This window comes from Pandoraea terrae, from assembly GCF_902459695.1.
GTDB classification, from domain to species: Bacteria; Pseudomonadota; Gammaproteobacteria; order Burkholderiales; family Burkholderiaceae; genus Pandoraea; species Pandoraea terrae.
This window is the reverse complement of the sequence record NZ_CABPRZ010000015.1, coordinates 83,700-105,239: the sequence shown is the minus strand read 5'-3', so window position 1 is coordinate 105,239 and position 21,540 is coordinate 83,700. Positions and strand designations below refer to the sequence as shown.

The 21,540-nt window shown below is 59.8% G+C and carries 16 protein-coding genes; 10 read left to right on the top strand and 6 right to left on the bottom strand.

Annotated features, from left to right (window positions below):
• Positions 1 to 121: 121 nt before the first annotated feature.
• The 4 genes from PTE30175_RS17600 to PTE30175_RS17585 all read right to left on the bottom strand — a co-directional run bounded on the left by PTE30175_RS17600 (position 122) and on the right by PTE30175_RS17585 (position 5,131).
• Positions 122 to 970, bottom strand: coding sequence for a hypothetical protein (locus tag PTE30175_RS17600; RefSeq protein ID WP_150698367.1), 849 nt, complete (start codon positions 968 to 970; stop codon positions 122 to 124).
• Positions 971 to 1,417: 447 nt separating this feature from the next.
• The gene (locus PTE30175_RS17595; RefSeq protein ID WP_150698366.1) at positions 1,418 to 3,049 is read right to left on the bottom strand and encodes an AAA family ATPase; all 1,632 of its coding nucleotides are present in this window, start codon (positions 3,047 to 3,049) and stop codon (positions 1,418 to 1,420) included.
• A 151-nt stretch (positions 3,050 to 3,200) separates the two neighbouring features.
• Complete coding sequence (locus PTE30175_RS17590; RefSeq protein ID WP_150698365.1) at positions 3,201 to 3,521, bottom strand: hypothetical protein; 321 nt, start codon at positions 3,519 to 3,521, stop codon at positions 3,201 to 3,203.
• Between the two features lie 287 nt (positions 3,522 to 3,808).
• The gene (locus PTE30175_RS17585) at positions 3,809 to 5,131 is read right to left on the bottom strand and encodes a tyrosine-type recombinase/integrase (RefSeq protein WP_150698364.1); all 1,323 of its coding nucleotides are present in this window, start codon (positions 5,129 to 5,131) and stop codon (positions 3,809 to 3,811) included.
• Positions 5,132 to 5,968: 837 nt separating this feature from the next.
• Here PTE30175_RS17585 and PTE30175_RS17580 point away from each other — a divergent pair.
• The 8 genes from PTE30175_RS17580 to rpoD all read left to right on the top strand — a co-directional run bounded on the left by PTE30175_RS17580 (position 5,969) and on the right by rpoD (position 16,265).
• The gene (locus PTE30175_RS17580) at positions 5,969 to 6,310 is read left to right on the top strand and encodes a hypothetical protein (protein WP_150698363.1); all 342 of its coding nucleotides are present in this window, start codon (positions 5,969 to 5,971) and stop codon (positions 6,308 to 6,310) included.
• Positions 6,307 to 7,194: a site-specific integrase gene (locus PTE30175_RS17575; RefSeq protein ID WP_150698362.1), complete on the top strand. Its 888-nt coding sequence runs from the start codon at positions 6,307 to 6,309 to the stop codon at positions 7,192 to 7,194. The genes PTE30175_RS17580 and PTE30175_RS17575 overlap by 4 nt, the downstream gene beginning before the upstream one ends.
• A 154-nt stretch (positions 7,195 to 7,348) precedes the next feature.
• Positions 7,349 to 8,074, top strand: coding sequence for a hypothetical protein (locus PTE30175_RS17570; RefSeq protein WP_150698361.1), 726 nt, complete (start codon positions 7,349 to 7,351; stop codon positions 8,072 to 8,074).
• Positions 8,075 to 8,785: 711 nt separating this feature from the next.
• The gene (locus PTE30175_RS17565; protein WP_150698360.1) at positions 8,786 to 9,775 is read left to right on the top strand and encodes a ParM/StbA family protein; all 990 of its coding nucleotides are present in this window, start codon (positions 8,786 to 8,788) and stop codon (positions 9,773 to 9,775) included.
• An 8-nt stretch (positions 9,776 to 9,783) separates the two neighbouring features.
• On the top strand, positions 9,784 to 10,293 hold the full coding sequence (locus PTE30175_RS17560; RefSeq protein ID WP_150698359.1) for a hypothetical protein: 510 nt from the start codon (positions 9,784 to 9,786) through the stop codon (positions 10,291 to 10,293).
• Between the two features lie 47 nt (positions 10,294 to 10,340).
• Complete coding sequence (locus tag PTE30175_RS17555; protein WP_150698358.1) at positions 10,341 to 10,532, top strand: helix-turn-helix transcriptional regulator; 192 nt, start codon at positions 10,341 to 10,343, stop codon at positions 10,530 to 10,532.
• Between the two features lie 204 nt (positions 10,533 to 10,736).
• A complete protein-coding gene (locus PTE30175_RS17550) occupies positions 10,737 to 11,555 on the top strand; it encodes a hypothetical protein (RefSeq protein ID WP_150698357.1) in 819 nt (272 codons plus the stop codon).
• Positions 11,556 to 14,276: 2,721 nt separating this feature from the next.
• Positions 14,277 to 16,265 carry an RNA polymerase sigma factor RpoD gene (rpoD, locus tag PTE30175_RS17545; RefSeq protein ID WP_150698356.1) on the top strand — a complete coding sequence of 663 codons (1,989 nt, stop codon included), beginning with the start codon at positions 14,277 to 14,279 and terminating at the stop codon, positions 16,263 to 16,265.
• Positions 16,266 to 16,370: 105 nt separating this feature from the next.
• Here rpoD and PTE30175_RS17540 read toward each other — a convergent pair whose 3' ends face one another.
• Positions 16,371 to 16,574, bottom strand: coding sequence for a cold-shock protein (locus PTE30175_RS17540; RefSeq protein WP_150698355.1), 204 nt, complete (start codon positions 16,572 to 16,574; stop codon positions 16,371 to 16,373).
• A 411-nt stretch (positions 16,575 to 16,985) separates the two neighbouring features.
• Here PTE30175_RS17540 and PTE30175_RS17535 point away from each other — a divergent pair, with 411 nt between their 5' ends.
• A complete protein-coding gene (locus PTE30175_RS17535; RefSeq protein ID WP_150698354.1) occupies positions 16,986 to 18,170 on the top strand; it encodes an FIST signal transduction protein in 1,185 nt (394 codons plus the stop codon).
• A 10-nt stretch (positions 18,171 to 18,180) separates the two neighbouring features.
• Positions 18,181 to 19,221: a ribonuclease Z gene (locus PTE30175_RS17530; protein WP_150698353.1), complete on the top strand. Its 1,041-nt coding sequence runs from the start codon at positions 18,181 to 18,183 to the stop codon at positions 19,219 to 19,221.
• 14 nt (positions 19,222 to 19,235) lie between these two features.
• Here PTE30175_RS17530 and PTE30175_RS17525 read toward each other — a convergent pair whose 3' ends face one another.
• Positions 19,236 to 20,717: a SagB/ThcOx family dehydrogenase gene (locus tag PTE30175_RS17525; protein ID WP_224788832.1), complete on the bottom strand. Its 1,482-nt coding sequence runs from the start codon at positions 20,715 to 20,717 to the stop codon at positions 19,236 to 19,238.
• Between the last annotated feature and the right edge of the window lie 823 nt (positions 20,718 to 21,540).

The following is a 21,540-nucleotide window of genomic DNA, read 5'->3' as shown; positions in this document are numbered from 1 at the left end:
GTCGATGCTGAGGACGCGATCAGCCGTTGCAATTGCTTGCAGGAACTGCGGGGGCCTCGTGAGACTCCAGTTTCAGATTGCCGACCTCCCAAACGAACCCATTTCTGCCCGACGTATCACTCTAGGCTGCGGCCACGGTACCGTCGTCGAGCGTCTTGAGGCGCCATTCCTGAGCTTCCCGCAGTGCACGCATCGCCCGGTACATTTCATTGTCCAGCGCGGTCTGGTATTTGCAGAGTAGCTCCTGACCGATCGGCGCCGACTGGCGGGACCGCACGAAGTCAGCCACCTCGACGATAGTGGCGCGCCGACGCATATGCGCCATCTCGGAACAGCAAGAATCCACTGTCTTGTTGACCCAGCCCAGCAGACCACGTTTGAGCGTCTGCACATACTGCGCGACGGTCACGTGAGCACTGGCTGCCTCCTCACGCAACGCCGCATGCATAGTCGAGGCGACTTGCTCCAAGCGGGCAATGTCGTTGCCCTCGAGTGAAGTCCGGTCGAGGTTGTGGTATTCCTCGACGAGGGTTTGGCAGTATTCGAAATACTCGGCGTCGAGCCCGTCGTCATCAGACGGTGGCTCAAGATCGCCGTCTTCGATCTGCTTGGGGTAGACCATGCCCATCGCACTCTCGATCTGACGGCGATTACCTTTCGCCTCGAGACGTCGGCTCAGTTCGATACCTGCGGTTTCCGCGCGGACCAGGCGTTGCTGCCGCCATATCGACACGGCGATTCGCTCGACCAGAGTCAGTTCGAGACTACCGTTCGGGCGCAGCGACGCCTGCAACCCGTCGAGCAGAAGCTGGAAATCTTCCGGGTTCTCGTCATCGAGAAGCAGTCGCGCGCTCAAGACGCCATGCTTCATTGCATTGCCGCTGGCCTTGACTTTACCCTGAGGGGTTACTGGCCCCAAGCTCTTATGGGCGTTTTTTTGGTTGGCTGCCGTCTGCTTCGCCGTCGTCATGTTTGCGCCACCATTTTCCGGTCGTGCAATTGATTGCACGGATCGTTCAACCCTAAACTATGGGTACTGATAGCAGCATACCGAGGCGAAGCGTACCGAACAATGCACACGACATAAAGTTCAATCTGCAACTGTTTCGTGGTACAGGCTGCGACAGTCTCAACACCTGCTCGCCGACAACTCCGAAGGCTACAAAGGTCTTGCCCAAGTGTTCCGCGCCGCATGAAAGACAATCACGGACGCTTCTTCATTACGGCGTTTCGGAGCTCCTCAAGCGGGTTGAGGAAAGGCTCCCCTGAGGAGCAGTGAAATCGGCCGAAATCCCAATACCAGAAAGGGTTTGGCAATTCCTCAATTCAATTTGATGAAGCTTGAGGAGTCCTCCTCACTCTCCTCAAAACCCTATAGGGTTGAGGGGTGGAGGAACTGATGACTAAGGCTGAGGAGTCAAAGAGAAACCAGCGTGTCATCTCCCGGCTTGTCTGTTCCGAAGTGCTTCGCGTAGTCCCGTCGAATGTTCCACTTGTTGAATCCCTTCTCGTTGCCCTGGTTGGCGTACCATGCCTTGACAGCCTCACACAGCTTGCCGAATTTCATGGGTGCTGCCTCCTTGCTCAGGTGATCGAACACCAGCTTCACCTGCCCAAGGCTTGCAGGCAATTTCTTCGCAGGTGGTGCTGGGCCATCCATCGGCGCAACGACGTAGCTCGACACCGGCTGGCCGTACTCATCGGGACCCATGGTGACCAGCTTCAGCACGAAGCCGTGACGTTCACCGTCTGCGCTGTCCCTGGACTTCGCGACAGTCCATTCGCGATAGTCGCCATTACGCGAGGTTTCGATCGCAGTATCTACCGCTCCGGTGAGGCTGCTATGACCGCGAAGACCCTTGCCTTCGGTTTTGCCTGTATGGTGTACGACTAGCACCATGCTGTTGGTCTTTTGCTGAATGGTTGAGCAGGCAGCGATCAGATTACCCATGTCTGAGGCGCTGTTTTCGTCCATGCCCGGTGCTGCACGACTTAACGTATCGAGCACAATCAATCCGCCTTCACCACCGTTAGCAAGCACCGCGTCGCACAGGTCCTTCACATCGCCTGGCTTTTTTAGATCGAGCGGATCCGTCATGAGCCTCAGGCGCTCCGGGAGCGGCGTATTGTTGTGTTCGGTGCGCCACGCCCGGAGTCGATTGCCGAACGCCCCTTGGCCCTCCAGCACAGCGTACACGACTGGCGCTGGAGATTTCACAAAATGTCCGAACCACTGTGTGCCGCTGGCGACGGCAGTGCATAAGTCGAGGAGCAGGAAGCTTTTGCCGGAGCCCGGTGGGCCATACAGTGCTGCCAAACCAGTCGCTGGTAATACGTCGCGGACCAGCCACCTCATCGGTGGCGCGCTCATCAGGTCCGTGGCCGACCGTAACTGATATCGCATTGAAGCGAGTTTGAGGGCCTTTTTCGCTTCGGCTTGCGCGGCGAGTTTGGCAGCCTCTTCCTCATCGACCTCAGCATTGGATTTCCAGGGGGAGTGCCAGATAAATCCGCACTCGCAAGCCAGTGAAAAAATCAGATCGGGCTTTACTGTTATTTCCGGCTTGAGATTCTCCGCCTCCGAGGTGGGAATGCCTTTTGCCATTGCCACACTGTGGTTGACGCCACTGTAATAGAGCATGTATTCCCGCGCTTCGGCACGGTCCAAGCCATGTGCCGCGCTCCAGTCACAAAACGCCTTTTCGCTGATGTGAAGCTGGATTAACACGTTCCGGTAGTCGCCGAACAGTTCGGGCCTAAGGTGAATATGATCCTCGACCCACTGCAGTGCCTTCAACTCGAAGGAATTTTTATAAACCTGGTACCCGTGGAACTGTTGCGTGCTGAACTTCCAGCTTGGGTTCGTGGTTGAGCAGGTAGTCCCTGTCGCGGTCGAAGCAAACACCGCGCAATCCGAGGCGCCTGCCGGAGCTACAGGCGATCCACTTGTCGCGGATGGTTTCGGCAACCCATCCACGACCGCAACGGCCATCCCAGCGGTTTGTTGTGCAGCATCGACCAGCGGTTTGTTCGAAACTGTGACTGACATGGTTGTCTATGCACGCCTATAATACGTGCTTCCTCTAAACGAAATTTACACTTGGCCCGGATGCTGATCGCAGCACCTCGGGCCGTTTTTTCTGCCGATGGCATTCCTTCGCGTCCGCACGCATCTTGCAATCAAGTGCGACGAGGCGCCGCTATTTCTGGCCTTCCAAATGTGCGCGGATTGTGCTGGTCAGCCAGTACGGGCTTTTTCCGTCGCGACCATCAGGCGGTGGTATTTTTCCCAGGTGCAACCGTGTATAGAGTGTGTTGGCACTGGCGAGGTTGTACAGCGCCATCAGGTTGGCGACCCTCAAGCGCCCGGGCTGATTCAAGTCGATCAACGGCGCTTTGGGTTTGACGCCACCGCCGCCGCGCCTTTTCTTTTGCGTTGGCGTCACGTCTGCAAGAGCAGTAGTGTTGGCGGGAGAAACAGCGGTGGGAGCCGCCGCTTTGTGGGTAAAGGTAATGCCCATGATGCGTCCATTACGAGGGCGCAGGCAAACGAGACCGCGCCGGTTAGTTGGACCGGCGTTCACTCAAAAGAGAAATAGAGCGCGCCGGAGTGAGCTTCGCCGACCCGTTGCGAGACGACTATTGAACTACCGCTGAGCGTTGCTCAGACAGTCGAGTACCGCTGCTCACTCCATTGAAGGCGCGGAGGCCTGCGTAGACATCATCATGCATAGCACGCCGCTGCACTGGCATGGACGTCATACACAACTAGGATGCCACGCATTCGAAGCGGATGCAAATGGGATAATTATTGCTTCGCCGCCAGCACGACGACATTCGAAGTATCGTCCCGCGTCAATAAGTCAAGCCGATCACCGAGCAGCCGCCACGCTTCGCGCTTTTCAGCGGCGTAGTCGTGTCGCTGATAGATGCGCTTCATCCGATTCTGCTCGCGATGGTTCAAGCAGGCCTCGATGACAGCGGGCAGTACGCCAAGCGCCTGCATGATCGTTGCCCCTGTGCGTCGCAGGTCATGGGGCGTCCATTTCTCGTCCCCAAGTAACAAGGCGTTTTCTTGCTTCGTCCGCTTCGTGTGTGCTTTGCGGTCGTAGAACCGAAGTTGCCGGTCCGCAATCTGCTTCGTAATGGACTTCTGATCGATATGGCCGTCGTCACGAGAGGCAGGCAGAACCCACGTCTTGCTGTGCGACAACGCGAGTAGCCGCGTCATATGCGCGACGGCGAACGGGGACAAGTAGATCAGGTGTGCATCGTCGTTTTTCGCGTTCGAGGGCGGGATGCGCCACGTGCAGGCATCCAAGTCAATATCGGTCTTGCAGGCTTTGATGAGCTCTCCCACTCGCGCATTGGTTGCCAGCAGCACCATGACCGCATGCTGCGTGCAATCGAGCAGACCGGCGGCCTTGAGCGCGGCGGACAAGGCACGCAATTCCTTGTCCGACAGCGTACGTTCGCGTTCTTCATTTGGCCCGCCAACATGCTTTTTCTCGATGCCGGTCGTCGGGTCAACCGTCACGATCTCACGAACAACCGCATAGCCAAACATCTGTCGAAGTTCCGCGAGCAGCCGATTGGCCAACCGGAGCGCGCCGCGGGTTTTCACGGCGTCGAGAATCTTCATGAGGTCCGCGCGCTTAATCTCGTCCGCGTAGCGCGCACCGATGGCGGGCAGGACGTCTTTAAGAAGTCCGCGCTTGGTCTCCGCGCCCTTGTCCTTGCGGTTAGCGAGGTCCGTCATCGCCCAGTTGTGGAACAGCTGGCTTACCGTCAGTCGCGCATCCTGTGCTGCCTGTGCGACCTTGCGTGCAGCGTCTGCGGCTTCGCGTTCGTGCCGATCGGCTTCGCGCTGTTCGTTCGGATCAATCCCGCGCGCCACGAGCTCACGCGCTTTATCGCGCGTCGCGCGAATCGCTGGTAGTTTGACGTTCGGCCACGTACCGCACGCGCAATCGCGGGTCTTGCTGCCCCATCGATAGCGATACCAAAACGTCACGCTCACGCTATCACCCGCTTTCCGAACTTTCCCCCACAACCCGCCTTCATCGCGGATCGTTGAACCGATATCGTCGGAGTTAAACGCCTCCAGTTGCTTGACGGTAACCTTTGCCACTTCTTGACCCCAACGTTGACCCCAACATAAATCGGGGATGGCACAGGATGATTTAAGTACGCGGCCGGACGCACAAGTCCATTATATCCTTATATTTCAATGTATTGTGCAATTCCATTAGGATTGGTAAGGATGCATCAGGATTGTGTAAAACCTTTATGGGGTGCAGGTGGTCGGAGGTTCAAATCCTCTCGCCCCGACCAGGAAATTCAAGGGGTTACAGATTCGCGTCTGTAACCCCTTGTCCATTTCTGGCTCGCCTACCCGAAATCTACCCGACATTGCGCGGGCCTCAACCGCTTCGCGTAAGCGCGGGGCGCCCCCGTCTTTTCCGTTGGCCGGCAACTGTCCTTGCAGCAGGAGACGGCGACGCGCGCCAGAGGCATGCGTGAAGCTCATGCGACCGCCGCCGTTGACAGCGCGCGCACGGGATGAAAGAATCCTCGCCAGCCGTTTTAATCGGCAGCACTCCTTCTGACAGTCGCCGGCCGCGGCGCGCAGGGCGCGAGCGATACCGCTGATCCTGCATAGCTCAGCGTGCACCCGACGCCGGCCGCGCGTTCGTTCCGCGCAGCCGTGCGCGTTGGCGCGACGTCCTTGCGACATTCCCGCTTCACTGAAAATCCGTTCGCCGCGCGGCGGACCGTGGCTTGCGCGCAAGATGGCGCCACGCGACGCCGCCTCTGCCCACGCCGTCGCGGTTCGCGATCATGTCGTCGCGCCGCTCAGAAATCTTCCCGCTTGCTTGCATCACTCCGTGGCCAGTCTGCCGGCCGCGTGCTTCATCCGCTGCCCCCGTGTCTTGGTTTTCCTCTCGCGCACCTACAGGGAGTACCTATGCCGAGTTCGATTGTTTCAGCGCTGGTCCGGCAATTGGAGGCGCGCTATGGGGGGGCGCCGCCGACGGCGGATCCCCCGCTCGCCGGTTCGTCGGGCGCAGGGCCCGACGCGCGCCCGTCGCGACGGCGCCGACGCCACTCGGCACTCGATCCCTACCGGACCATTGCCGAGGCCTTTATTAAGCGGCGGGCGCGCGCCCGAGATCGCTCGGACTACACATACGCGCGCTTGGCGCGCCTGATCGAGCGCCGCTCCGGACGCCGCTTCGCTGAGTCAACCTTGCAGCGTCGCATGGTGGCCTGGGGTCTCGTGGACGGCATGGAGCGATACCAAAAATGAGCAAGTCGAAAACGATCAGTAATATCCGCAAGTCCATTGCGTTGCATGGGATACCCAAATCCGAATTGGGCGAGAATCGGCGCGTCATCATTACGTCCGTGGGCACCGAACGCGTGACCATGCAGGCAGAGCGGCGTTTTCTGGAATGGCGCGAAGAAAACGGTCTTGACCTTGATGGCCCCTATCTCAAGCTCGAGGTCATGGAGTTTCTGCAGGAATACGCAGAAGCTCACGTTCAATCCGACATGGATACAACCCGTATCGCTCTGGGTCGGGTCCTGTCGCTTCGGCTGCCACCCGTGGAGAGCCTCATCGAGACTGTGCGGTGGGGGCGCGCCACGCGGTGGGACGAAGTGAAGGCAATCGCATCGCATCAACACGAGAAGAATGCGCTTGCAACGCTGGTCGCACACGACGCTGGCTTGCGGGCGTCGGAACTGCATACGCTGCGCCGCTTGGACGAGCTCGAGCTTTCTCGGCATCGCACATGGCCAGTGTCCATGTTTCTCGGCCGCCACGATGTGGTGCGGATGGTCGCGACGGGCAAGGGGGGACTGCGGCGCCCCGTTGCCCTCTCGGGCTGTCTGGCCGACGCGTTGGAGAAGCGCCGCCGGTCGACACCGCTCATTATCGATGACCGTGGTGTGCATCGGGAGTCGCTTTACGATATTGGTGGCGGTCAAGCGTTCAGTCAAAGCTTCAGCGACGCGAGCTTGATCGCCTTGGGACGCTCCACCGGAGCACATGGTTTGCGACACGCCTACGCGCAGCGGCGTGTCCGCGAGCTCACGGCCTTGGGCTACGAATTCATGGCAGCCCTCCAACTGGTCAGCATCGAGCTCGGCCATTTCCGTCCGATTCTTGCGTATTACCAACCACGTTAGAACTCCTATGGATATGATTTTATTCCACCCTCAGGGACTAATCTTGCGGAACGGTCCGGCCGGTAAGGCTCGGTTTGCCATCCGGGATCTGGCGAGTGGCCGGGAGGTCTCGCTTGGCTCCGACTGGCAAACGGCGTATGCGCGTTGGCTGGAGATGAGGCGCGCCTCGACGGTCGCGCCCGATCCGATCCGGCTCTCGTGGCTGATCATCGAATTTGCAGAACGCCACAGGCCTGGAGCGATCAAGGCGCGCCGTATCTTTACGAAGGAAATACGTCTGCTCGTACAAGCCATGCAGGAAATAGGTGATCCGCTTGTTGCTGAACTTGGCGAGGTCGATTCTCACGCGTTTCGCGCCATGTCGCCAGTCGGCGTGATCAGGACCGAGACGCTTATCCGACGGCTGAGGCAGATCTGGCGTTGGGCCAATTCGGAAGCGTTTGCGGACCGCGCCTGTCCGTGGCACGCGCACACTCGCGAACGCCAGATTCGGGTCGAGATGGTCGAACTGGTCGCACGCTATCTTCCCGAGGTCGCATTGCAAGAGATTGGCGCGATGGCACTCGCGAGTTGTGTGGGCAGCGGCGCACGGGCGGGCGAGGATCTCGTGTCACTGACCAGAGCAGTTCGACAGGCGGCCCGACAGGCGTGCATGGAGGCATGGCGCGATGGGCGCCCGGATCTGATTCCTGCCTTGAGGCGTTGCGACCTCCAGTGGTTTCTTGAGGCAAAAACTCCCGACGCCTCGCAGAGCCCGACGGCGGGCGAGTTAATACTGGGCCATGAGCGTATTGAGGTTGTGGACAATCTGAGAAAGAAGGCCTCCACCGGGCGGAAGATCCTTGCAGAATCCAACCCCACCGATCAAGACGTTCAGTGAAGTTCGTTTCAGTCTGCTTGCGTCCGGCCACGGTGAAGGGATAAAAGGTCGTGCTACGGGCTTCGAAAAAATTGGAACGAAAAAATCAAGTGAGCGCTTGTACCGTTTCGTAGAGTTGACGTAGAATCACCTCAGCCGTTAGGTCGGCACGGTTTTTCAGGCCAGCCAGGCTGGCACGATAAGAACATTAATCAATAGGAAAGTCGCCTCAACCGGGCAGCCATGTCCGGAGAGGTGCGTAGGCAGCCTATCTTGACGCGACTGCGTCGAAGGCCGCCCCAGAATGCCCGGACCGCGCTAGCGGTCACGGGCTTTTTTGTCTTCGCAACGTCTCCTTCGCAACGGGCTCAGCGCCACTTCAACGACCACCGCGTGTCTTGACAGGGCACGCCATCAATTCTGCGCCTCCGTTCGGTGCGCGCGCTCGAAATCGATCCCTCGCGCCGCGTCTTCGCGGCCGGCCAGAAATCCAGAAGTTTTTCTCGCGCAGCCATGCGCGTTTCAGCGCCGCCCGCGGGCGGCCGCCACCCAATCGGGTGTGATCTCTCTCGTTGTGCTGAGCGGTTCGTGGTTTCTGTGGTCGTTGTTCATTGTGGGACTGCCTTGACGCCCGATGCCGGGCGCGGGCGAAGGTCCTAGTGCCGGTTGCGGGGCGGTGTGGTCTGGCCAACCGTGACTGGGCAGTGTTTGACATACAGGTTGGAGGACACGATGCATATTTCTGTACTAGGGCTGGACGTGGGGCATGGGTTCACGAAGTGGGCGTTCCGCGATGGAACCGGCCGCATACGTACGGGCTCGTTTCGCTCTGTCGCATTGCCCCATATCGACTCGACGCTTGCAATTTCCTTGCGTCGTGCGCAGGCGAGTAGTTCAATCAAGACGATCGCCGTCGATGGGCAACTGTTTGACGTCGACGTCGACGAGAATTCGCGTGTCGGGAAAGCGCTCGGCGAGCGCAACGAGGCGAATGATTTTGCCGGTCGTCCCGAATACCGTGCGCTGCTCGGCGCGACGCTCGCCTACCTCGACGCGACCCATGTTTCGACGTTAGTTTTGGGGCTGCCCGTGCACACGTTCGCGCGGTATGCGGAGACGCTTCAGAAGACGTTCCGGGGCATGCTTTCATTTGGAGGCCGCTCGGTGTTGGTGGACCGGGTTGTCGTTGTGCCCCAACCGGTCGGGTCGTTGCTCACGGTGGTCGCGCAGGGCGACGCGTCGCTCGTGGAAACGACCATCTGCCTGGTCGACATTGGGCACTACAGTGCCGATTGGATCGTCTCATCTCAAGGGTTCACTATCCAGTTCGACCGCAGCGGCGGTCGGCCAGGGGGTGCGAGCCACATCTACCGTGCGATCGCCGAGGCCCTGTCGGGCGAGCTGGAAGAGCCGTTTGAGGGCGTCGACGCGATCGAACTGGCGTTGCGCAACGGGACCCCGCTGCTGGCGTTCGGCCAAGCGGTCGACATCACACGCTACGTCGAGCGCGGGAAAGCCCAAGCGGTCGAAACAGCGCGCGCGCTGCGCGCCAAGGTGCGCAGTGCGGAGGATTTGACGCTGGTCCTGACCGGAGGCGGCGGCCCGCTGTACCGCGATGCGCTGGCGATGGTGTTTCCGAGGAATCGTCTCATCGAGTTGGCGCAGGGACGGTTGACCAACTCGATCGGGTTCGTGCTCTTCGGCGAACAACACAGGTCGTGAGTCACGCGATGAAGACGCCGCTCACATTGACTGTGGTGATTCGTGGCCCAGTCTACGCGTTGCTGGTCGCCGAACTTTCCGCCTTTTCCGATCCTCGTGCACGCGCTGGATGGCTCAAGCGTCTGGCAGAGGACGGCGCTCGCGCAGCCTGCACCGAAGCGTCGGGCCTTGGACTGGACCTGTCGCGTATGGCGACGATTCCCCAGGCCGGACATGAATGCCTCAGCTTCGATATGCGAGTCGCGATTCGGCAGGAAGAATTTCCCAGCCTTCACGCCACCCTTGAGGTGGAGCGCGATCCTCGCGCACGGGCGACGCTTCTGAAGCGATTCGCGGAGGAAGCGTTGCGCTGGCATCACAACCAGTCTGCGAGATTAGACGTGGGGGAACGCCTGGAACACAGGCCCGTACCGCAAGCGACTAATACGGAATCGCGCCTGGATTTGCTTTCGCTTTCGGCGGGGATGGTTCCTTCCGATTTACTTGCGGCATTTGGCGTGAACACATCTATCGAGTAGGGGCTTCCTAGGTCTCGAACGTTCAAGTTAACGATGAGGGGAACAGAATGAACGACAAGATTTTGCGTCTGCCTGGTGTGCTGGAGATGGTCGGCGTGAAAAAGACGACGATCTACGAGTGGGTCAAGCTGGATCTGTTTCCCCGCCCAGTGCGACTTGGAGCGCGGGCCGTCGGGTGGCTTGAATCCGACGTTAGTGCCTGGCTGGCCACGCGCAAGCCGATCGGGGGCGATTTCTAATCGGTGCGCGTTGAGCATGCAAGCGCAAGGGAAATGCCGGCAGTTGGGGGGTGGCCGATGGCCAAGCAGTGACATTCGGAACACAGGTTCAAGTGACGAGGGCGCTTCGTTTGAGAGCGCGATCCAGGTCAATGGCAGCGGCCATGTAATGGTCGGCGTCTGGCCGCCCGCAATCGCTGGGCGGGGCTTTCAAGGAGTAGAGGGATGACGAAGCACAGCATGGAGACGGGGCTCGACGCGGTAACGAGCACGTTGGCCGACGAGTGCGCGCAAGATCTGGCCGTCGAAACGCGGCTGGACGATGCAATCGAGGATGCGTTGTCGTTGCCGTTCTCAGTAATAGACGGTGCGAGGACTCCATTCGCCGCGATGGGCGATCCGAATGGACAGTGGGAGTGGGCGGTCTTCTCGAATTTCGCACCGGGCAAGACGGAGCGCGCGACGATGCGATCACTTTTCAAGAAGCTCCACGCTGCACGTGAGCTCGATGAGTCATCCTTCTTCGAAGGGAGGTTTCTGACGCCTTTTGACCTGAGCAAGAGGTCCGGCATTTGGCCAGACGCGAGCGTCGACGGTGTGGTGGCTGAGGACGGATACGCGTCAGCAACTGTTCGGTATCGTTTCGTGTTGTGCTCGAAAACCGATGCGGTCGGATTCTGCACACTAACGTCAAACCTGGGTTACTACGGCGGTGGAAGTGCCCCCGAAGCCGAGATCGAAGTTGGGTCAGTTTTTGTTGAGCCTAAATGCCGTGGCATTGGCCTGAGCGATCTGCTCGCTGAGGCGGCGGCATATGTGGTGGTGAATATGTTGCGCGAATTTCATGAACGCCTGATTGAGCTGGGGACGACGGAATTATGCGAACTCCAGGTCTGCTTCACGGGCGATCCAATTTCTTTTCGAGGAGAGCGGTTTCTTGAGGCGGCAGCCGCCAACTTTGAGCAACAGTGGTATGCCTTTTTAGACACCGCGTCAGAGAGAGTAAGTGTCGAAATTACGGAAATTTCGGCGCGTCACGAGTGATAGACTGAGACGCTGCTTAAACATCGCAACCTTTTGCCGTGCGGCAGCAGGGTCACATACTGACAAGGCCCACTGGGACATTGGCCCAGTGGGCGCGCTGAGGCAGACGAAATTTCGGGCGATGAGAAGTGATTCTGGCTTATACATTGGATTTACGTCGACGGATCCTGGATCATCAAGTCTGTTCACGCCTTACCCTCCCACACGGGCACGGTTCGTCATGTTGGCCACCAGCCTCTACGTCGCCGCGTCGGCTGCCCCCGACCACCTTGCCGTCCGGTTGAGTCACACACCGCTATGTTCCACTTTCGCGCGGCACAAGTTTCGACCGTCTGCCGAGGGCGCATCGCTTCGGTTATTGTAGTGATCACGTTTGTATCGTGTGCGCAATGGGGCAAGCGTCGGAGCGCAGGCGTCGTAGGTCGCAAGGGTTTGGATCTCGCTAACGTTTTCACACACACTGAAGGTGAGCGCTCGCGGGAGGCCGACGCGTCCTGGGTCCTGCTGCATTTGTGACCCTAGCCCAAAATCAGTATCGGTCTAAGTTGGAAAAATCCGGCTCATACACATCCGGATCGCGGACCTCGGCAAACATCATTTCCTCAAGATCCAGATCCCGACATCTTCCTGGTCAAAAGTCGCCTGAGCCTCTGATAGCTGGTGCCCAGAGAGTCGTCCGTGGCAGGCCCATGCACAGGACTGGAAGTCAATTCGAGAGTCATACTTGAACGGGCACCGGACATTGTTTCGACTCATGGTTCCCGAGTTCCCGGCGAACGATCCACACTGCCGTCATTGCTGGGTGCGTAGCCGAGTACCTCAGGGTGAAGTATGTACCAGATATCTCTTCCATAGAGGCATACAGAATGGCCTGGCGCATCTAAACCCTCTGAGATCTACCAGATACGGTACCGAATCGGTGTAGCGCTCTTTAGTTGCCATCTGTAAGCGGTAAGTGGGGCGTTCATCTCGCTGCGCCTGTGGTGCACCTTTGCTCCGCGTATGACGCTGGAGCACCGTGAACGTGTGGCGTCGGGATCTTCTGTTTTCGGGATGAGCGGCAATGTCTTGGACCGTGGCGAGATCTCGGGCAGGTGCCAGGCGGTGAGCGCGGTTTCTGGATAGAACGCATCCCTGGCCAATCATGCGACTTCATAAGCCTGCTCGACGAGGCGCAAACGACTTCGAATTGCCTGCTCGCAGTGCACGGGTGTCCCGCAGTATCCAGCCCGCTGCAGGGCAGGTTTGCGTTACCGACGGCGAATTGCGAGGCGGCCTGTGGCCAGCTCGAATTTGCGTTTTAGAGGGGACACGGAAGCGCAAAGTCTATGTCGCAGGCTTACATGGCAAGGCAAATGTGGCGGTGGGTGTTTCCTGACACAGCGTAAAAAAGCCACACACAAAGGGTCTCTCGAAAGTGCGCATATCGATGCGATAGACCCCCATGTGGCGGGCGGGGCAGGAAGTGACCAGTCGGCGGGTGTGCGCAACCACGTCGCATTGCGACGGCAACAGGATACGTTCTCAGACAGCTAACCTATGGGCAAATATGGCCCATATTTCGTGCGAGTTCGCCTCGGCAGGGCGCTCCGTGTAACCTGGGACCTTGGTGGGTCGACTGAGCTTGCCGTGCACCAAGAATAAAGAGTGCTCGATGCCACCGAAATAGGCGGCTTGACGTTGCCATTGGGCATCGCGCGCAGAACGCGCACCGCGGAATCCGCGCCGTGAGCACTCTTCGAACTTGCGTTTAAGAAGATGCGCGGAAGCGTCAACTTGGGCACAGAGGCTTACTCGGCAAGGCAAGTGTGACGGCGGAAATTTCCTGACACAGCGTGCAAATGCGTCTTGTCAAAGGCGCGGCGCAGCAGCAATGGAAACGATGCGCCACTTGACGAGCAAACTTGCAAACTTGGACAGACGGACAATAAGGAGAAGACTCGCCTGTCGAAGCTGACAGACGAAAAGTTTGATTTCCTCGAATACTCTGTCGGACGCTTTGCGAACGCCATGGCCGCCCGAACTTGGGCAGACGAGCACATTGGCGGCTTTGTATTGACACCGGACTTTTCCCCGTCAACTATATTAGGGACAGTGTTCAAAACGAACCTGGCGGCCCGAGGCTGGTAATGCAACGGCGCTCGGGCGAAATCCATGAGAAACAACGCTCGAATTCGAACCCATCGTAAGCGAGTACCCAGCACCGTCTGTTCATGAGGGCATGACGACGGCAACCTGATCCCCATTAGAAATTTCTAATGGGGATCAGATGATAGAAGCCAAGGCACCGGGTCGCCGGTCAGGCTCGAAGAATTACACACGCGAGTTTCGTGCACAGGTCGTGGCAGCCGCAGGCTAGCACCCTCTAGGGGGTCGAGCGGGAATTGCACGCGTCGGGCGACACTGTGATCTGGTTACCGAAGTGGGTGGGGGCGCGACGCGCCGGTCCATGACGCTGCGCCCTTCCCCCCTTTTGCACCCTTTCCCGCCAGCTTGACAAAGCCGTACCCACCGGAAATCTACCCAGTGCATATTGCGTCGCACAACGTCGTCCGGTATCATTTACTGTTCCCCAATCTGCGCACACCGGATTCCGCCGGAGACATTCCGGTCTCGACTGTCCGTGTGTCAATCCCCACGATTCCGTTTGCACCCTGATAGGCAAATTGACCTGCCGTCATACCCGCGACGATCGTCGGCCAACCTGTCCAGGAGAATGTATTGGCAAATCCTGTTCGCGATAAATCAGCATCCCGCGAAATCGCCGTCACGTCAAAGACCGGCCGCCGCGCCCCAAAGGGGAAGACCCTGGGGGTCGCAACACCGCTGGACATCGAGTCGATGGCGCTCCAGGACGAGGAGCGCCAACGCCAGATGCGCGCGCTGATCGCGCTTGGCCGTGAGCGCGGCTATCTCACCCACGCGGACATCAACGATCACCTGCCCGACAATTTTGCGCAAACTGCCGCGATGGAAACGATCGTTGGCACGTTCAACGATATGGGGGTGGCCGTGTACGAGCAGGCGCCGGACGCAGAGACACTCCTGTTAAACGACGCCACGGCTGCCGTGACATCCGATGATCAGGCGGACGAGGAAGCGGAAGCTGCACTGTCGACCGTCGATTCCGAATTCGGCCGCACCACCGATCCGGTCCGGATGTACATGCGTGAAATGGGTGCCAGCGAACTGCTGACCCGCGCTGGCGAAATCGAGATCGCAAAGCGTATCGAAGACGGTCTGCAGGACATGGTTCAGGCGATCGCCGCGTGCCCGTCGGTCGTGTCCACGATTCTTGTCGATGCGGACCGCATCGCTGCCGGCGAACTGCGTATTGACGAACTGGTCGATGGCATCAGCGACGACGTGAACGAAAACGAAATGACCCTAGAGTCCGATGAAGTTCAAGTGGAAGCAGACGCCTCCGACGATGGCCCGGACGGTGATCACGCTGAAGCGGACGCCGGGGATCCGGAGAACGCGAACGCAGCCCGCCTCGAAGAACTCACGATCGACAGTCTCGCGATTTTCGCGCGCGTGCGTGCACTGTTCGAGAAGTTGCCGGATGCACCCGTTACCGGGAAATCCCATTCCGCAGCCGTTGCGCAAGTGCGCTTGGGGATCCAGCGCGAACTCGCGCAGGTCCGCTTTACGGCCAAAACCATCGACCGCCTGTGTGCCAGTTTGCACGAACAGGTTACTGAGGTTCGTGCGATCGAGCGCAGCATCCTTGAGATCGCCGTCGACCGTTGCGGCATGCCGCGCGAGGCGTTTGTCGAGTCGTTCCCGGGCCACGAGACCGACCTTGAATGGACCAGTCGCATGGCGGTGACTTCGCGGCAGTTTGGCGCGGCGCTCGAGCGACATCTGCCGGCCATTCAGGCCGGGCAGCAGAAGCTCATCGACATCGAGGCCAGGATCTCGCTGCCGCTCCAGCAGCTCAAGCGGATCAACCGCCAGATGAGTGCCGCGGAGTTGAAAATGCGGCAGGCCAAGCGAGAGATGATCGAAGCGAATCTTCGCCTTGTCATTTCAATCGCCAAGAAATACGTGAACCGGGGCATGCAGTTCCTGGATCTGATCCAGGAAGGCAATATCGGCCTGATGAAGGCGGTGGACAAGTTCGAATACCGGCGCGGATGGAAGTTTTCTACGTACGCCACTTGGTGGGTCCGGCAGGCTGTCACGCGTGCGCTTGCCGATCAAGCGCGGACCATTCGTGTGCCGGTCCACATGATCGAGACGATCAACAAGCTGAATCGGATTTCGCGCGAATTCCTGCAACAGACGGGACAGGAAGCGCATCCCGCCGTCCTCGCCGAGCGCATGGAGATGTCCGAGGAAAAAGTGCGCAGTATCCTCAGGATCTCGAGGCAACCTGTCTCGCTCGAGACCCCGGTGGGCGACGATGCCGACGCGACGCTCGGCGACATGATTGAGGATGTCTCTGCGAGTTCACCGGCTGTGGCCGCGATTCACGCGAACATGCGCGCTGCGATCGATGAGGCACTCGACGGGTTGTCGCCGCGCGAGGCCAAGGTCCTGCGGATGCGATTCGGGCTCGATACGACCTCTGATTACACGCTTGAAGAGGTCGGCAAGCAGTTCGACGTGACCCGCGAGCGGATCCGTCAGATTGAGAGCAAGGCGATGCGCAAGCTGATGCATCCCAGTCGCGCTGACAAGTTGAGGCCCTTTCTCGAGTGTTGAGCAAAGGCGGAGGCGCCCCCCTTTCGCCGCCCTGCCCCAGACCCGCAGCGATCACGCATCGGCCTGATCGCTGCCCTGACAGGACGCGTTCACGGCACGGAAAACTTACAGCGGTTTGATGTTCGCTGCCTGCGTCCCCTTGGGGCCCTGCTTGACTTCAAAACTGACCTTCTGGCCCTCCTGAAGCGATTTGAAGCCGTTTCCCTGAACCTCGGAGAAGTGCGCGAACAGGTCATCGCCGCCGTCGTCCGGCGTGATGAACCCAAAACCCTTCGCATCGTTAAACCACTTGACGGTACCTGTTGCCATGTTCTGAATGTTCCAAGGAAGGCTACTTTTAGATGACGCCGCCGGCCTGCGCCAGACGTGCGGCTATCTTGTATCACATATGCGCCGTCGCCGACAATAAAGAATACTCTTACGTTGGGGGCGCCTTTGGGAGCCCTGGTTCCGGGTCCGCTTCTGATCAACAATAGCCTTTTGACATGAGGCGGAACTTTTGCCGAAGCCGCCATTTGCGAATCGGCTTAGGGGTGTTCGGTAAAGGCCGGCAACCGGACGGGCGCGGCCAGGCAGGCGCGAAAGTCCGGTTTCACCATCCAGGGATGCATACTTCCGACCGCCCCGAAGCTGCCGTCGGCAGTTGACCGTCCGATGGCCGTTGAAGGCGGCAAGAGGAAGTGAGACACTGAATGTTGTTGTCTTTGACAGGTTTCGGCCATGTCTCACGCTTTATTTGTCCACGCGCACGCTGCCCACGCCGATTGGCGGGTGGCCTTGGCCGAGTGCCAGAGGCAAGTTCAAGCCCAAATTGCGGCGCGTGCGGCACAGCAAGATAAATCCGCACAGTTCACGCTGGGTTGGTGCTACCTGAGCGACTATTACGCACCCGCGTCCGAGGCAATCGTCCATGAACTGCAGCGCGCTCTGCCGGGCGTCGCCTGGATCGGCACTGTCGGTGTCGGCGTGGTTGCCAACGGCGTCGAATACATCGACGAACCAGCCCTGGTGTTGATGGTCGCGCCGCTGCCACGCGACTCGTTCCGGATATTCTCCGGCCGGCAGCCACTGCCCGCGACATCCTCCGGGTTTGTGCCCCATACCGCGCTGGTCCATGCCGAGGGCGGCACGCCGGACCTGCAGGAATTGCTGCACGAGCTGAGCGCACGCACGGCCACCGGTTATCTCTTCGGCGGGCTATCCTCGGCGCGAAACCGACCGCTACACATCGCAGACGGCGTGTTCACCGGGGGGCTGTCAGGAGTACTCTTCGGCCCCGAGGTTGGTCTGATCTCACGCGTGACGCAGGGCTGCCAGCCCATCGGTCCGGTGCGCACGATCACGCAGGCCAAACACAACCTGGTGATCACACTGGATGGCAAGCCAGCACTCGATTGCGTGTTGGACGATCTTGGACTCGACCGGGATTTGCCAACCGACACGTTGTCGCAGGCGCTGTCTACCACCTTGGCGGGCTTAAGCATCGGCGCCGAGGATGTGCCGAAGCGGCCCGGAACGTTCGGCACGGATACACTCGTGCGGCACCTGGTGGGCGTGGATCCCAAGCACCGGGCATTGGAGGTTGCGGATCTGGCCGAGCCCGGCATGCATCTGGCCTTTTGCACGCGCAGCCCCGAAGCCGCGCTGGTCGATCTGGTGCGCATTGCAACAGAAATCCGCGCGGAACTGGAATGCGGCACGGCCGGGCACATGTCGGGTGCCCTGTATGTCAGTTGCTCGGGACGGGGCGGCCCGCACTTCGGAGCGCGGCATGCGGAGTTGCAGACGGTGCGAAATGCGCTCGGTGACGTGCCGCTGGTGGGATTCTTCGCCGGCGGAGAGATCGCAAGGAACCACCTTTACGGTTATACGGGCATATTGACGGTCTTTACGAGCCGGGACTGAGACCCCAACCATGCACGCCCTTTTCGACCCCCGGCTTGTCAATGACGCGTTTGGCGACCCGGGCCTGTATGTGGACTTTCGCGACGAACGGCGCGCCCTCCTTTTCGATCTTGGCGATATCACCAGGCTGCTGCCCCGCCAACTGATGCGTTTGTCACATGTGTTCGTTACCCATACGCACATGGACCATTTTTGCGGCTTCGATCATCTCTTGCGCGTGATTCTCGGGCGCAAGGCTTGCATCGTCATGTTTGGCGGCCCCGACTTTCTTGACCAAATCGAACACAAGCTGCGTGCCTATACCTGGAACGTGGTGCATCGTTACGAGGTCGAGTTGGTGATCGACGCGCGCGAACTCGGCGTGGGCGGTGGCGGGCAGCGCGCACTCTTTTCAAGTCGGAGACGGTTCGCCCGCGAAGCCGGTGCGTCCTTTGGGCGATCTGATGACGTGGTGCACGACGAAGCAACCTTTCGCGTGCGTGGCCGCTTTGTCGATCATGACATCCCGTGCGTTGCGTACGTGATCGAGGAGAAGGCCCGAGTCAAAGTCGCGAAGGACCGGCTCGAGGCTCAGGGTGTGTCGGCCGGTGCGTGGCTGCGCGAACTGAAACACGCCGTGCTGACCGGCGCGCCTGACGAGGCCCCAATTCAGGTGCTGTGGCGCGATCGGCATGGCGAGCACGCCATGACTCGACAGGTCGGCGAACTACGGCACCTGATCCTCGCCATTGTTCCTGGGCAGCGCATTGGCTACGTAACGGACTTGCGCTACACGGAATCGAATGTAGAGACCCTGTCGCATTTGATGCACGATGTGGACCTGCTTTTTATCGAGAGCGTATTTCTTGACGAGGACAAGGCGCATGGTCTGCGCAAGAACCACCTGACGGCCCGCCAGGCCGGTCTGATCGCGCGCCGGCTCGGAGCCCGGGCGGTTGTGCCGTTCCACTTTTCGCCGCGTTACGAAGGACGCTCGGCAGCGCTGATTGCCGAAATGCAGGCGGCATGGTCCGGTACATCGGCGCTGGCTGGCCAAAGGCCTAATTTGTAGCCATCACTTTCGTCTCAAGGCTGAACCTCATACGGCGGAAATGTGGACAGACGAGGATCGTCCACCGGGCCACCGACGGTGAAGTGATACAAGCTTTGCCAGACGTAATCCTTGACGCCGAGAAGCGCGTGCATTTCATCATCGAAAAAACAGCCAATCCCCGTCGCGCGCACTCCAGCGGCTTCGGCTTCGAGATAGAGCGTTTGGCCGAGCATGCCGCATTCCCAGAACAGATGACGATAACGCCAGGGTTGCTTCAAGGCGACTTCGAATCTGCCGAGCATCCCCAACGCAAAACAGGAATCTGCGCCGATATCCTGGTGGCAGCAGATCAGCCTTGCCGCGTCGCGCAAATCGTACGGCAACAAAAAGTAGAGCGGCAGAGGGTCCGGTCCGCACTTTAGCCACAGCCATTCTGGGCGCATGGACTGCCTTAAGTCGGTCAGCGCACTCGGATTCCTCACGAGCACATACAGGCCCGGCTCCAGGCCGTCCACGCGGTGCACCAGTAGCACGGGATGCATCTGCGCAGGGGACATCATCGCGTTCCACGGCGGCCTATCGCGACATGCCGACAGGCACGCCAGCATGCTGAGAAAAGCCACGTCGGTAATATGTGTCATACCGTCGAAGTTCACAGCACTGCGGCGCTGCCGGGCAATCCGGGCAAAAGTGAGATCGAGGGCGGGCGTCGTGGGCGACAGGTGCGGCTCCGGATTCAGCGAGGTCGGTTCGGCAGTATGGGACTTGTGCGTGGCGCGATGGATCGTCTCGATATCCGGCCACGTCACCTGCCCTGAGCTTAATTGATTCGCGCAGCCGTACCACCGTGCCTTATCCAAAGCCGCCCCCATTCGTTCGAGATCCGGGCGTATTTCAGGATTGCCGATCCAAAGCAGGACATCCGGCGCCTCCGCTTCGGCCGCGCCGAACGCTTCGCTGCGGTCCAATCCAAGCAAGTGGGCCACCGTATCATCCGCAGCCGCCTCAACCAGTCTCGTCTGCCAACCGAGCGCGGCCGCCGCGTAACTCACCGCGGCGATGGCATGGCCGCAATCGTGCTGGCAGTAGCGCCAGGCGCGCATGCCGTATTTCCACGCCTCGCGCCAGTGGATCGAGCTGATGCCGACCACGACGCCACTGTCCGAGAACGCCTCGGTCCAGCTCGGATCATCCAATGCAGCGCGATGTTCAAGCGAATGGTCTCGGCTCAGGTAGTGGTAGACGCCAGCGGACACGCCGGGAAGCGCCGGACACAGAAGATAGCCCTCGGTCGGATGCAGATTTCCACTCGAAGGGTTGCAGCGCAGTGCCCACCGCTCGCCGCCACAGGATTTCCACGCCGACAGGCCGAGCGAGAGTTCGAACAGGATGGCCAGCGTGTGAAGATCGAATTTGTGCGCCGGCGGCAGAGCGCCGCAGCGCAGCGCGTTGTAGCGTGTGGCCAGAGTGTCGGCAGCCAACGGCAGTTCAACGCGCGGTGCGCCCTGAAACACGCGGAACGGATCCGGCTGAGTTGTCCAGTCGAGTCGCCCGGGGCCAGGCGCGTAGAAGTTGATGCGGTGCTTGCTGCGTTCGTGGTATTCAAGCAGCGCGTGCGTTGACCGTTCCATGTTCCCTTCGAACCATGAATACCCGCCCCTGCAAAGGTCCGCCGTAACGCCGGGTGCCCCGACGCCGCTGCTCTGGCGGGAGAGTCGATGCCGACGTCGACTTTGTCCACTTTCGGCGCATGTTGTCCGTTAGATCTGCCCCACCCGAGCCCATACGTTCACCACAAGTTTAGCAGCGGCGACCTGGCCGGCGCGTACATCCGAATTCATCATCCGGGGATGCGTGGTTTCAACCCGCTTCTGCCCGTCAGTAAAGTTTGGCGAGCGTCTCAATTTCGGCCTTGGCCGACATTTTCCCGTCGGCGCTGACGTGTCCGCTACCCACCGCTGACCGGACGTTTGCTGGTCTGTAGCAGCGAATGTCCGCTTCGAACTTCAGCGAACGCGTACTTTCGCCCCCTATGCGCAGGTCGAGCCGTCGCAGTTCCAAGGGCGGATATCAAAGCGGAACGGTCATTCTGTACCGTCACTCACGGACAAGTCATCTGCCTTTGCTGCCGCCGGTCCAACAACAAGTCAACGGCCGGTATAGGTCGTTCAGCTGCCCGACAGACGGACAGTTCGGGCGAGCGGCAGCTTTGACCGTCGCGCAACGGCAGTGAACCCAAAGCGGTCGTCCAGCCTTCTCACCGTGACGGCGCACAACGGATATTCGCTTAACGACTGCTCGCTGGGCGGCATGGAAGCTGTCTTATAGTAGTCGTTC

Excerpts from the sequence above, each read along its gene's own strand:
- PTE30175_RS17580 (WP_150698363.1), top strand. The coding sequence starts at position 5,969 with ATGCCGAGTTCGATTGTTTCAGCGCTGGTCCGGCAATTGGAGGCGCGC.
- PTE30175_RS17540 (WP_150698355.1), bottom strand. The coding sequence starts at position 16,574 with ATGGCAACAGGTACCGTCAAGTGGTTTAACGATGCGAAGGGTTTTGGG.
- PTE30175_RS17600 (WP_150698367.1), bottom strand. The coding sequence starts at position 970 with ATGACGACGGCGAAGCAGACGGCAGCCAACCAAAAAAACGCCCATAAG.
- PTE30175_RS17555 (WP_150698358.1), top strand. The coding sequence starts at position 10,341 with ATGAACGACAAGATTTTGCGTCTGCCTGGTGTGCTGGAGATGGTCGGC.
- PTE30175_RS17550 (WP_150698357.1), top strand. The coding sequence starts at position 10,737 with ATGACGAAGCACAGCATGGAGACGGGGCTCGACGCGGTAACGAGCACG.
- PTE30175_RS17530 (WP_150698353.1), top strand. The coding sequence starts at position 18,181 with ATGCACGCCCTTTTCGACCCCCGGCTTGTCAATGACGCGTTTGGCGAC.
- PTE30175_RS17560 (WP_150698359.1), top strand. The coding sequence starts at position 9,784 with ATGAAGACGCCGCTCACATTGACTGTGGTGATTCGTGGCCCAGTCTAC.
- PTE30175_RS17565 (WP_150698360.1), top strand. The coding sequence starts at position 8,786 with ATGCATATTTCTGTACTAGGGCTGGACGTGGGGCATGGGTTCACGAAG.
- PTE30175_RS17595 (WP_150698366.1), bottom strand. The coding sequence starts at position 3,049 with ATGTCAGTCACAGTTTCGAACAAACCGCTGGTCGATGCTGCACAACAA.
- PTE30175_RS17570 (WP_150698361.1), top strand. The coding sequence starts at position 7,349 with ATGAGGCGCGCCTCGACGGTCGCGCCCGATCCGATCCGGCTCTCGTGG.
- PTE30175_RS17535 (WP_150698354.1), top strand. The coding sequence starts at position 16,986 with ATGTCTCACGCTTTATTTGTCCACGCGCACGCTGCCCACGCCGATTGG.
- PTE30175_RS17575 (WP_150698362.1), top strand. The coding sequence starts at position 6,307 with ATGAGCAAGTCGAAAACGATCAGTAATATCCGCAAGTCCATTGCGTTG.
- PTE30175_RS17590 (WP_150698365.1), bottom strand. The coding sequence starts at position 3,521 with ATGGGCATTACCTTTACCCACAAAGCGGCGGCTCCCACCGCTGTTTCT.